Annotated in this window: 8 protein-coding genes and 1 pseudogene; 3 read left to right on the top strand and 6 right to left on the bottom strand. The window is 59.9% G+C overall.

Going from position 1 to position 12,931, the window contains the following annotated elements:
- From glyA to ACR0BK_RS19315, 6 genes and pseudogenes are all read right to left on the bottom strand, one after another.
- Positions 1-134, bottom strand: a pseudogene (gene glyA, locus ACR0BK_RS19290) (serine hydroxymethyltransferase); the annotation flags it as partial.
- Between the two features lie 22 nt (positions 135-156).
- A complete protein-coding gene (locus tag ACR0BK_RS19295; protein ID WP_480555946.1) occupies positions 157-2,787 on the bottom strand; it encodes a phosphoenolpyruvate carboxylase in 2,631 nt (876 codons plus the stop codon).
- Positions 2,787-3,758 (bottom strand): 2-hydroxyacid dehydrogenase, encoded by a 972-nt coding sequence (locus ACR0BK_RS19300; protein WP_480555947.1) that lies wholly within the window; start codon positions 3,756-3,758, stop codon positions 2,787-2,789. Before ACR0BK_RS19300 ends, ACR0BK_RS19295 begins: the two co-directional genes overlap by 1 nt.
- Positions 3,758-4,645 carry a succinate--CoA ligase subunit alpha gene (sucD, locus tag ACR0BK_RS19305; RefSeq protein WP_480555948.1) on the bottom strand — a complete coding sequence of 296 codons (888 nt, stop codon included), beginning with the start codon at positions 4,643-4,645 and terminating at the stop codon, positions 3,758-3,760. Before sucD ends, ACR0BK_RS19300 begins: the two co-directional genes overlap by 1 nt.
- Positions 4,642-5,841: a malate--CoA ligase subunit beta gene (locus ACR0BK_RS19310; protein WP_480555949.1), complete on the bottom strand. Its 1,200-nt coding sequence runs from the start codon at positions 5,839-5,841 to the stop codon at positions 4,642-4,644. Before ACR0BK_RS19310 ends, sucD begins: the two co-directional genes overlap by 4 nt.
- 15 nt (positions 5,842-5,856) lie before the next feature.
- The gene (locus ACR0BK_RS19315) at positions 5,857-7,098 is read right to left on the bottom strand and encodes a pyridoxal-phosphate-dependent aminotransferase family protein (protein WP_480555950.1); all 1,242 of its coding nucleotides are present in this window, start codon (positions 7,096-7,098) and stop codon (positions 5,857-5,859) included.
- A gap of 220 nt (positions 7,099-7,318) precedes the next feature.
- Here ACR0BK_RS19315 and ACR0BK_RS19320 point away from each other — a divergent pair, with 220 nt between their 5' ends.
- The 3 genes from ACR0BK_RS19320 to ACR0BK_RS19330 all read left to right on the top strand — a co-directional run bounded on the left by ACR0BK_RS19320 (position 7,319) and on the right by ACR0BK_RS19330 (position 12,898).
- Complete coding sequence (locus ACR0BK_RS19320; protein ID WP_480496195.1) at positions 7,319-7,948, top strand: response regulator transcription factor; 630 nt, start codon at positions 7,319-7,321, stop codon at positions 7,946-7,948.
- A 245-nt stretch (positions 7,949-8,193) separates the two neighbouring features.
- Positions 8,194-11,907 (top strand): hypothetical protein, encoded by a 3,714-nt coding sequence (locus ACR0BK_RS19325; protein ID WP_480555951.1) that lies wholly within the window; start codon positions 8,194-8,196, stop codon positions 11,905-11,907.
- Positions 11,900-12,898 carry a hypothetical protein gene (locus ACR0BK_RS19330; protein ID WP_480555952.1) on the top strand — a complete coding sequence of 333 codons (999 nt, stop codon included), beginning with the start codon at positions 11,900-11,902 and terminating at the stop codon, positions 12,896-12,898. Before ACR0BK_RS19325 ends, ACR0BK_RS19330 begins: the two co-directional genes overlap by 8 nt.
- The last annotated feature ends 33 nt before the right edge of the window (positions 12,899-12,931 follow it).

The raw sequence follows: 12,931 nt of genomic DNA on the forward strand, positions 1-12,931 counted from the left end.
ATGTTCTCGGACGCAATCAGCTCGATCTCGTCGCGCTGACGACCCAGCTCAGACCGGATCGAGCCAAAAAGCTCAGGATCGCGGTCCGACAAGGACTGGGTGAAAAATCCGTTTGTTCGATGCGGGGCGTTCACAGTTTTGATCTCCTGAAAATGGTTAGCCGGTCCAGCCAAGACCAGCGGAAATGGCGTTCATGGATTGCAGCAGGGGCACGGGAACTGACCCTGCCTGCGGTTCGTTGCGGGCGTGTTGCAGCAGTTCGACCTGAAGAGCATGAATGCGGGCCAATTCGGCCTGTTTGCGGTCAAACCTCTCGCAAAGGCGGGGAAAGCGATGGCCGATGACCTGACCACCTGTCAGAAACCGGATCGCTTTGCAGGCACTATCGTATTCCGCCTTGATTACCTGCGATACACGTTGGCGGATCTCGATATCAGAGACCAATTCGCCATACTGCGCTGCGATTTCCATATCCGTCTGATAGAGCGATTTTTCCATCTCATCGACGGCGAGGCGGAACAGGCGGGAGTGTCGAAACATGTCGTGCAACACGTCATCACCGCGCGCGCCGCGAAACTTGCGAAAACTGGCCATGGCGGTGCCGAACCCGTACCAACCAGTGATCAGGTGGCGGTTCTGCGACCACGCAAAGACCCATGGAATGGCCCGCAGGTCGTCCAGACTGGCCGCGCCGAACCGACGGGTCGGACGGGACCCCATTTTCAGGCGGGCAAGTTCTTGGACAGGGCTCGCCTGCTGGAAATAGTCCAGAAAACCCGGCATCTGCAAAAGCGAGACATACGCTGTCTGTGACAACTCTGACAAAGCATCCAATGCGTCATCGAATTCAGGCCGTGAAGGCGCCTCGTCAGGGGTCGCCGTATGGCGCATCGTGCTTGACAGCAACAACTCCAGATGCGCCGCAGCCGTGCCCCGGTTGGCATATTTGGCCGAAACAACTTCGCCCTGTTCGGTCACGCGCAACCGCCCGGCAACTGTTCCGCTGGGTTGCGCGGCGATGGCGCGCCCGGTCGGTGCACCGCCCCGGCTGACCGAGCCACCGCGACCATGGAAAAACGTGGCCTTGAAACCTTGCGAGGCCAGCGCCGAGACGATCCGGCGTTGGGCGCGCTCCAACTCCCATGTTGAGCAGAAATAGCCCCCGTCCTTGCCGCTGTCCGAATATCCCAGCATCACCTCGATTACTCTACCGTCGGTTTTGAGGCTGCGACGGGCAAGCGGAACAGCCAAAACGTCGAGCAGGATCGATGGGGCATTTCGCAAATCGGCAATTGTCTCGAACAATGGGACTACCGAAAGATCCAGAGTTTCGGACCCAAACCCGGCATAGCGGGCCAATAGGTAGATGCCGAGAATATCGTCGGCCGAACGGGTCATGGACAGGATGAAGGGCCCTATTGCTTTGGGGTCCGGTCCCGATCGCACACCATAGACCAGAGCCAGAAGGGCAAGCAATTCCCGCGCCTGATCGCTTAACGCGTCGCGGTTTTGATAGGGCAGGTTCTGATCGGCCAGTTCGGTTCGCAAGCGGGCAGACCATTCGACCGTGTCGTAAACCGGCACCTGTCCGTTATGCGACCAGATTTCGGCCAGAACGTCGGTTGTGACGGTCGAATTCTGGCGAATGTCCAGCGTTGTGGTCCGGAACCCGAAAACCGAAGCGGCCCGGCGCAACGGACGGATGTGCTGCCGCGCCAGAATATCCGCGTTGACCGCACATAAAGCGGTATCAAGTGTGTCGAGATCGCCCACGAATTGCGAGATGTGATCATATCCGCTGTTTGTCAGCCGATAGCGAATGGCATTGAGTGCTTGCCGGAACGGTTCGTTCCGATTGCGGCCATCGACCGGAGCCCGGTCGACTATCGCTTGTACTTGCGTCCTGACAGGTTCAGGTAAAGGCAATATCAGCGCGCTGATGCTCGACCTTCTTGCGGCACGCTCAAGAGCTTGACGATAAAGGTCCAGAACTGTTTCGCGTCCGCGTTTCAGCGCCAATGCGGTTATCTCGGTCGTGACATTCGGGTTGCCATCCCGGTCGCCACCGATCCAGCTGTGAAAGCGGATATCAGGAGTTTCACTCGGCGTACGTCCCAGCACTTGCAGGCAGGCCTGATCGAATCGGCCCATAACCTGCGGGACAGCATCAAAGATTGCATCGCGGAAGAACTGAAACCCCCATTCGATCTCGTCGTGCAGGCTTGGGCGCGACAGGCGAAGTTCGCCTGTCAGCCACAAGAGATCAATCTCTCCCTCCAGACCATTCAGCAATTCGGCGTGTTCGGTCGGCGTCCAGCGTTGTGTTTCAAGACTGACGAGGTTGCGGTAGATACGCCGGTGAATTTCCAGAACCGTAACCCGCTTGGCTTCGGTCGGGTGCGCGGTCAGAGTGGGACCGGCACACAGGTCAGCGGTCAGCTTTTCAACCTGGCTATAGGTCAGGGACAAGTCCGTCAGGGCTTCGGCAAAACCGCCTTCTACCGCTTCTGCGCCGTTTTGGGTTTCGGTCAATCGACGGTCCCGAACCTCGGCGTTTTCATCGATGATGCACAACAGTTGGAACCAGATCGAAAGGGCCTGCAAATACGGCGTTGCTTCGGGTCCCGTGGGAATGGCTTGCAGCGGCGTGGCCTCGGCCCATGCCGCCACATGTGGCGCCCGTTTCAGCAATATGTTCCGCCACAACGCCCGCAATTCCGAGCGCAACCCTTCGGCATAGCTCGAGGGGTTGGGGGTGGACTGAATATTCGGGGCCAGCGCTTGCATCAGATCACGCGGTCCCGGGGTTCGCGGCCTTCAAAGAAATCATTCAGGTTATCGAGAACCCGAAACCCCATCGCCTCGCGCGCTTCGCGGGTGGCGCTGCCCAGATGTGGCAGCATCACGAGGTTGTCGCATTGCAGCAGGTCCGGGCTGATACGGGGTTCACCATCGAACACGTCCAGCGCGGCCCCGCCGATCATCTCGAACATCAGGGCCTGGATCAGCGCCCATTCGTCGATCACCTCACCGCGCGCGGTGTTGATCAGAAAGGCATCAGGCTTCATCAGGCCCAGTCTGCGCGCGTTGATCAGATGCCGGTTGGCAGCCCCGCCGGGGCAATGCAGCGAGACGAAGTCGCATTGCGGCAGCAAGTCGTCAATCGAGGCCACCTGCTTTGCATTGCACCTGGCCAGCACATCCGGCGCTATCTGGCTGCGGTTGTAGACGAGGATGTCCATGCCAAAGCCATGATGCGCACGGCGGGCCATCTCTTGCCCGATGCGGCCATAGCCGATGATGCCCAGCGTTTTGCCGCTGACCTTGGTTCCAACCAGATGCGTGGGCCGCCATCCGGTCCAGTTGCCGGACCGAAGCTCGCGCTCACCCTCGCCTGCGCGCCGGGCCACCATCAGCAGCAGGGTCATGGCGATATCAGCGGTGCATTCGGACAAAACATCGGGCGTGTTGGTCACGGTCATGCCCAGCTCACGCGCCGACGGTTCGCAGATGTGGCTGTAGCCAACGCCGTAATTGGCAAGGATCTTTGTCTGTGCACCGGGTACATCCAGCGCCTCGGCGCTGAGCGTGTCGGTGACGGTGGGCAGCACCGCGTCATAGGACTTCAGCGCCAGCCGGATATCTGCCGGGGACATGGGCTTGTCCCCGGTGTTCAGAACAGCGTTGTAATTCTCGGCCAGCTGCGCCTCGACGGCGGCAGGCCAGCGACGGGTCACAAGTACCGAGGGTTTGACCATCACGCGGCCTCCATCACACCGGCAATTGTTTCACCGATCACCGCGGGGTTTTCGGCAACGGTCACCCCGGCGGCAGACAGGATCTCGACCTTTTCGCTGGCGCTTTCGCCAAAGGCCGAGATGATCGCACCCGCGTGGCCCATGGTGCGGCCCTTCGGAGCGGTCAGACCCGCGACATAGGCAATCACCGGCTTGGTGATGTGGTCGCGGATGTATTCGGCAGCTTCAGCTTCCTGTGGGCCGCCGATCTCGCCGATCATGGCGATGACATGGGTGTCCTCGTCCTCTTCGAACCGCTGCAGGATGTCCTTGAAGGATGACCCGTTGATCGGGTCGCCACCAATCCCGACACTGGTCGAGACACCGATGCCGCGTTCTTTCAGCTGCGCCGCAGCCTCATAGCCCAGCGTGCCCGAGCGGCCGATGATGCCGACATGGCCGGGCAGATAGATGTGACCCGGCATGATGCCCAGCAACGCCTTTCCTGGCGAGATCGTACCGGCACAGTTCGGCCCGGTCAGCACCATGCGTTTCTCTTTCGGATAGCGGTACATGTACCGTTTCACCCGGATCATGTCCTGCGCCGGAATCCCGTCGGTGATGCAGACGCAGTAGCGGATACCGGCATCTGCGGCTTCCATGATTGAATCAGCCGCAAATGGCGGGGGCACAAAAACAAGACTGGCATCCGCGCCGGTCGCCTCGACAGCCTGTTTGACGGTGTCAAAGACCGGAACACCTTCGACGGTTTCCCCGCCTTTGCCGGGTACGACGCCGCCCACGACATTGGTGCCATAGTTCAACATGTCCTTGGTATGGAACCGGGCCATGCGGCCGGTGATGCCTTGCACGATGACGCGAGAGTCACGGTCGAGAAGAATGCTCATTTCACAGCCCTCATCTTGGTGCCTTGAGTTAGGTCGTTTTTCCATGCGCCAACAGCGCGTTCTGCCGCCTCCATCAGCGTTGTGGCGCGAATGATCGGCAGGCCGGACTTGGCCAGAATCTTCTGACCCTCTTCGACGTTTGTTCCAGCCAGCCGCACGACGACGGGCAGATCGAGGTCAAGTTCCCGCAGCGCCTGAACGACGCCTTCGGCCACCCAGTCGCAGCGGTTGATACCGGCGAAGATGTTGACCAGAATGGCCTGAACATTGTCGTCTGACAGGACCAGACGAAAAGCCTTGGCCACACGTTCGGGTGAGGCCCCGCCGCCGATGTCGAGGAAGTTTGCAGGCTCGCCACCGGCCAGCTTGATCGTGTCCATCGTGGCCATCGCCAGACCGGCACCGTTGACGATGCAGCCGATATTTCCGTCCAGCCCGACATAGGACAATCCGCGGTCGGCCGCGCGGCTTTCGCGCGGGTCTTCCTGGCTTTTGTCACGCAGTTCAGAGATTTGCGGATGGCGGAACAGGGCGTTGTCGTCAAAGCTCATCTTGGCGTCAAGCGCCAGCACCCGGTCGTCACCCGTGATGACCAACGGATTGATCTCGACCATTGTCGCGTCAAGCTCGCTAAAAGCGGCATAGCAGCCCTGTAGCGTACGCACCATTTGCTGGATCAGCCTGGGCTCAAGCCCTAGGTTGAATGCGATCTCGCGCGCCTGAAATTCCTGAAGCCCAACCGCCGGTTCCACGATGGAGCGGACGATACTTTCCGGGCGGTCAGCCGAGATATCCTCGATCTCCATCCCGCCCTCGGATGAGGCCACGATCATCACCCTTTGGCTGGACCGGTCGAGGACAAAACCCAGATAGATCTCGCGATCAATCGGCACGGCGGCTTCGACATAGACGCGATAGATGCCTTTGCCTTCGGGGCCGGTCTGGTGCGTGACCAGCTTGCGGCCAAACAGGTCATCGCAGGCCTGATAGATTTCGTTCTCGGTGTTGCACAGCTTGACCCCTCCGGCCTTGCCGCGACCGCCTGCATGGACCTGCGCTTTGACGATCCATCTGTCACCGCCCAGCTCACGCGCCCGATAGGCCGCTTGCTCCGGACTGTAGGCCAGTGCGCCGGATGGTATGGCGACACCGAAATTCGAAAGAATTTCCTTTGCCTGGTATTCGTGAATATCCATCTGATCCGCTCCTGTCTATGCAGCGATTGAGGTGCCGTAACGGCTTTCCAGCAGGTCTTCGATTGCGTCTTGATTGACCGTTCCGCCCAGTTCTCGGATGGCTTCGGCGAACAGACGCACAATCCGGCTGACGGCCTCGCGGTTCAATTGGTTGAGGATGCCGATGCGCACCTGCACGGGTTCGCTGAGGGTCGGCCAGATGCCAAACCCACGCGCACGGCAGTTCTGGACCAGCTCCATCTCGCGGCCAGCCAGTTCCGGGGGCAGGTTCAGCACAATCAGGCTGGGCATGTCGGAGGTGACCTCGCAGCCCATTTCGGTAACAGCGTCGCGCAGAACCTTCTCGTGCGTCTTGTACGACGCGGACCGCTTGGCCAGACTTTCCTGAAGGGTCAGGCGCAGGGATTCATGGAAGGCCGCAACGGCGTAGCCCGAATGGGTGCGGTGATAGGTGCCCTTTTCAACATCCTGCCCATCAACAATGCCCCAATGGCGGGCCTCAAAGATGGGATTGTGCACATAGGTATAGGCACCGGTGGTTCTGAGTGACGCGATATAGGCGTCGGTAAAGCTGACAGGGGCGTAGGTCAGCGGCAGGCAGCATAGACCTTTCTGCGGGCAGGACGCCCATCCGGCGATGCCCGGAAAATCGTCTATCGAGAAGTCATCGACGCTCAGAGACGACACCGCATCGATCAGACCCATCGCGCCAAGACGTTCGCACGCGTCGGAAAATCCGCGCAGGTCATTGATGCGACCCGATCCGGTTTCCCAATGCGCCATGAAAGCCCATTTCGGTTTGTGCTGCGCCAGCGTCGCCTCGACTAGATCACCGGTGACCGGCTGGCCGTGCGGAACCTCGATCACGGTGACGCTGGCGGCCTGAGGTGCCATCGGGTTGGCTGCATGTTCTTCGGGCGTCGCCGCCTTGATCCGCAGGGTCAGCGCGTCGATCCCCGAGAATGTCCCGTTGGCAAAAGCAACGACCTTATCGCCAGGCATGACAGCCGAAAACATGGTGTCCAGGGCGCTCCAACCGGTGCCGGCAACAGCAAAGGTATAGGCGTTTTGGGTGCCCCAGATTTTCCGCAGCATGTGCTTGCATTCGACCATCCCCCTAAGGACGTCCCCCTGCATGTGATCGGCAACGCCTGCATTGGCAAAGGCCTTGAGGACGCGGGCATCCGTGTTACCCGGCCCCGGCCCCGCAGCGAGGGTTTGGGGGATTTCGAGCGGAGGGAAAATCTGAAAAGTCATGGTCTGGCATCCTCGGCTGTTGGCCGGGCATTGCGGCCCGTCGTGTCAAGTTACCGAGCAGGAAACGCGAGCTTGCCTTATGACGCAACGTAACTTACTACTGCTTTTGGATGGCCAATAGGATGGGGCAATACCTACCCGTTTTGGTAAAAATACGAAGGTATACAAAGAAACACCCTATCCTTATGGGTAGTTTTTTCCGAATTCGGGGCAAAATCATATGGTTGAGACACCGAGCAAACCCATCGACATCATGCTGGCGGACGGCAACCCGCTGGTTCTGTCGGCCATGTCCGAGATATTCGAGCGGGACCCCCGATTCTCGCTGATGGCCACGTCAGCAACGGCCGAAGGGTTTCTGGGAACGGTGATGCGGGTTCCCGTTCAGGTCGGTGTCGTCGACTGGACGCTTCCGGTTTTAGGCGCTGCCAAACTGATCGAAGTTCTGCGCGATCAGCCCAACGCCCCGCGCTTTGTCGTTTATGGCGACACTGGCGGCGATGTCCCGCGATTGGCGATGCAGGCGGGTGCGGCTGGATTTGCCGCCCGCACGGGCGAGGTTGAGGGCCTGCTGGAAACCTGCGCCAAAGTCGCGGCGGGTAAGATGGTGTTCCCGTTCGTAGATATCCGGAAAATGCAACAGGACCCGATCCAGAGCCTATCCCGTAAAGAACGCGCAATTCTGGAGGCGCTGGCGCAGGGAATGTCGAACCGGGATTTGTCAAAGGAACTTCAGATTTCGACCAACACGGTCAAGTTCCACCTGTCCAACATCTACGAAAAGCTGAGTGTCAAAAACCGCACGCAGGCCATTGCGTATTTCTATTCGTCTCAGCAGTCGCGAAACTAGACCAAAGGCGATCTGGCTGCCGGTGTTTCCCGACAGGTTTTTCCTCTGGCCCTGACCAATTCTGGATACCGTCAGCGGCAAGAGACACTACGCTTGTCCTGAGCGCTTTGCCGCGCGTTGCAGCGGGTACAACCCTGCGTTGCTTCCGCGAATCCCCCAGACATGTTACCTTGGGTCACCTTTAATGATTTGACTTATTTTTCTGACATCTCGTTTTTTCAGCTCTTTCTCGAGAGGTGACGTTCATGTCCGACTCCAACAGTGAGCCCCCGCGCATAACACTGTCCTTACCTAATCTTCGGCTAAGCCCATCGATATCAGCGGAAATTTCCGGCACTGTCGCGGCTGGTGCGCACAGCGTTGAGGATCAGAAGCGGGTTGAGGCGGAAAAGCTCAAAGCATTGCGCCGTGGCGTCGGAATTGAGCTTTCCGCGGAAGTGATCAACGATCTGGTCGACCGGCGCGTCCAGTCGACTGGTGCGGTTTTTCGTCAGCTTGCAACCATTCGCGAAGATCTGGCCGGAGGCTTTCTGGGGGCGGTCGTTCCCACCCTCGCCCCGAAATTGCGGGGGGAACTGATCAACCCTGACGGGACCCCTGCCGAACGCGTGATCGTCGAGGTCCTGCGCCCCACCTTTACCGCCAATGAAGGGATCGACAACGCAGATTTTTCGTGGGCTGTCAAAGCCGCCGTCACGGACGCGCGTGGTCTTTTTTCGGTTGATCTGCCTAATCTCCGCCTGCCGCAGAACGGCCTGAGGTTACGGATCAGGGGTCAGAACACCACCCTGACAGAAGCCGTGCCACGCGTTGACGCGCTGGACGGCGAAATGGGTCTTGTGGTGCTGGATCGCACTGTCCTGCCTTTGCAGCGTTCGATCGTCGGTGAGCTGGCCGATATCTTGCCGGTGGATCCCGAGGATGCCGAAGAAAACATATCAGATTTCACCGGTACACAGGCCCCTATCGTGCTGGGCGAGGGCGATTGCGCGTCGGAGTACCGAACCGAAGGCGGCACGGTTTCACGGCGGCGCTATTCGGTTCTGTACCGGCTGATTGATCCCCTCGTCGGGCCCAAGAATATCGTTCGAACGCGCCCCATAGGTGGGGGCCGCTTTGTGACGACTATCCCGGGCACAGCCTTTGCTCAGGCCAATCTATCAGCCGAAACGCTTCTGGCCGCGTTCAACAACGACGGGGGTGATTGGGATTTTCGAGACCGGATTCCGATTGACGAACCCATTGATATCGAAGACTTCTTTGAAGATCTGGAGGAACGGCCGCAGGATTTACCCAAAGCGTCGAGCCTTGCGCTTGGCTATATTGCCAAGATGCGGTCGACTGCTGTTCACGCTGGCATGTCTTTGGGTCGGTTGGTCTATTCCCTGCCGCTTGCCCCCGGAGAAGAGCAGCGGATTGTCGTGTCGGAACAGCGCGAAACATTGAGCGTACGTGAACGAGAGAGCCTGACCTTTGAAGAGCAACAGGAATTCGAAGAAGCCCGCGACACGTCCTTTGACAGTACGTTTGAAACTGCGCTGGATGAGGTGATTCAGGGTACATCCTCGTTTTCGACGCGCGCTTTTTCAAAGAGCTTCGGGGGCGCAGGTGGCGTTGGTGGCGGCCTGTTCGGAGGCATCGGGGCCATAGTCGGCGGCGTGGGCTTCAGCGACGCACGGTCCAGTTCGAATTCTTCCGGCAATTCGTCCAACACGCAGAACACATCGCGCGATTTTCTGTCCGACACGCATGAGACATTCTCTGCCGCGCTTGAACGGGCGGCTTCGGTCAAGCGCAACTCGGCACGGACCAGTGTGCGCACTGCAACTGCGACGGATCGGCGAACGGCCACAACGAAATTCGTGGCCAACCGCAATCATTGCCACGCAATGACCATGCAATGGTTCGAAGTCCTGCGCGACTTTTCCTTGGAAACGCGTATCGAGGGCGTGCAGTTGGTGGTCTTTGTGCCGATGCAACTCATCCGCTTCCGCCGTCTGGGGCAAGGTGACCAGTTGCCGGGCAATGTCACCCGGTCCGGATTGCTGAGCCGGTACAAGGTCATCCTGCGCCATGCAGAAGTGTTCCGGCGCGTGTTCCGAAACCGCCGCAGATTCCGCAGCGCCCTGAAGCTTCTGGAAGAGTTTTATGCGGACAAGGACGCAACACCGCAGAACGCGCCCGGTGTCGCACAGGACATCGTCAGTTTCGAGGCGCAGGGCACGTTCATGCCCAATGATGACATTTCAGCCGTAATCTTCACGCAGGATGGCGACCGGGTCGGACCTGTGCCGCTGACCGGATCGCCGATAGACATCGACAACCTGCATGACCTGCCAGCGGAAACACGCGAGAACCTGCTTGTCCGGCTGGCTGATGCGCGGCGTGATCCGACCAAGCGCCGGACCTATACCGGGTCTGTGGCTTTGCCCCGTTCGGTCGAGCGGTCGGATATCGCCCGTGTCGAGCTGCGCAGGCGGACGGGTTCGTTTGCCTACTCGTTCTACACCGGTCCTGATCCCATCAATATTTTCAACATCTGGGAACATCTGGCCAATCTGGAAGATGCCGACGATCTGGATCGGGCCACCCGCAATATCAACCGCAGCCTTCGCACCACGATCTCGGGCTCGGACTTTGACGATCTGGTGGGTCCGCCCATGGTCAGCGAGTTTGAGGCGCGTATGAATGAAAACGCCCAGACCGTTGTTGATGACAACACGTTCCAGGCGCTGCCTGCCACCCTGCCCTATTCCGTGCAGGAGGTGCCTGACGTTTTGTCACGCCGGGACCTGCGCCGCATCGAAGAGATGTACCAGCATGTTGTGGCCAACACCGTTCGCTATTCCCGCGTGATCTGGGCCAGCATGACGGACGAAGAACGTGCGATCCTGCTGGAACGCTTCACCATCGGGGTACCGGAAGGCGGGCTGGACGATGCCTCAAGCGAGATATCGCTGCTCAGCACCGTCCAGAACAAGGTGTTGGGGTTCTATGGCAATGCCATGATCATGCCCTTCTCGATCCCGCCCGATCTGGCCGACCGGATGGAGATGCGGACCGGTGATATTCAGGACAGTCTGCTGGCCTTCCACCGCGAGGATTTCCGGCCACCGCGCCGCACGATTTCACTGCCGACCAGAGGATTGCTGGGCGAGGCCGTTCTGGGCCGCTGCAATTCCTGCGAGATGATCGACCACCGCCGCTTCTGGAACTGGCAGGACAGCCCGACACCGCCGCCGGTTGGCGACGCGCCGGTCCTGCCTGCTGACAGTGACGCCATCTTTGGCACCCGCGCGCCGTCAGACCTGCCGAACAACCAGCCTTCGAACACGCTTACTATTGCAGGGGGCGACATTGGCACCGGCCAGGCTGTGCCCACGTCGCAACTGGCCGAAATCCTCAAGGCCGCGCCTGATCTTGCGCGGGCGGGAACCGATCTTACGGGCCTGAAGGAACTGCAAGCCCAGCTGGCGCTTGAAACGCAATCGGTCGCTGCGGGGCGAGACAAGGCCATCGACACGGCAACGGATCTGACGAAAGAACTGGTTGGAAAGGCCACGGAACTTGCGGGTAAAGGTCAGGAAATCGCTGCCGCCCGCAAAGAGGAAGAGGCCAAGAAAGCCGCCGCTGACAAAAAGGCGTTCGATGCCAGCAACGCCGCCAAGATCAAGGGGTTTGAGGATATCGCCAAGAACGCCTCGGGTGTCGCCGCATTGATTGGCGGACAGGCAGACGGCAACCGGGCAGCCTTTACGCAAAACCTGTTCAAGGATTTCCCCGGCGGGGCTGCGGCTTTGGCCAACCCGTCCAACACACTGCTTCTGGCCAAGCTTTTCGGGGCCTTCACCAAGGCGAACGCGGATGCCGATGACGGCAGCGCGACCAAGGCTGGCAGCCAGTCGGTGCTGGATTTCCTCAATGGCCTGAACGCCCCTGCGGAGGACGACAATGAGTGACACGAGCACAAATGTGACGGACAAACCGGGAATTGATGAAAGCCTTGCCGAGGCGATCATCAACATTCTTGAAACGACCAACTCTCCGGCGATCCAGCGCGCCCGTGAGGTGATTGCCCATAGGCTGGCCATTGCGGGCGATATTGCCCCTTCGCGCATCCCTGCGCCGCGCAACATCACCGAGATCGGCGGCTATATCAATCTGCTGAGCGAGTATGGTGAGGCCGAACAGCGCGCTCGCATGATCGCGGCCGCTTTGGGTATCGCGGGACCGCAGATTTCGCTGCCGCAACCGGGTGCCGTTCCGCCGATGTCTTTCATCACCCGCGACGGTGCAAGGCCCGTTGGTCCGCAGCAGGCCAGTTTCCCGCTGAGCTATACGATCCGCAGTGATTTCGTTCCGGCCTTCGACAATGCGTTGCAGGAGATCGCGATACGTGGCGGTGCGGTACCGATCCTGACACCTGTCAGGGTCCTTCCGGCCGCCGGATCAGGCCCGGTGACCGACGGCATCGCACAGCTGGCTTTGATCGGCCGGACCCTCAGCCTGGCACCGACCGCGGCGCTGCATGCCGTGGCCACCGACCCCCTGTCGCTCAGCCGTCCGACTGCGGGTGGCGGGTTCGAGGTTCTGGCACGGGTCATCGACGCCGCCGCCCCGATTGCCGGGACCATCGCGGCGGCAGACTGGACAAGCTGGGAATGCGATGCTGCTGCCTGTTCCGAGGTTGACAGCAACGATGCGCGCTTTGCCCTTTCACCGATCCTGAATGCGGCCGGTTGGCACCAGGCGGCTGATCCCGGCAATCCCACCAGCCTGTCCGATCCCGGCAGCTGGGCCGCGTGGCAAAACATCACCGGGCTTGTACCCGGCGTCACGCGGTTCGCGGATGAGCTGCAATTGCTGTACCCTGCCGAGATGCTCATCACCTTGCCGGTCTTCAATCAATTGGACAATGTCTGGACGGGAAGCGCATTCGCCGCGCCATAGGACCCCCTCTGCATCCGCAACAAAGTGATTTGG

This window comes from Ruegeria sp. AF1 (assembly GCF_056542125.1).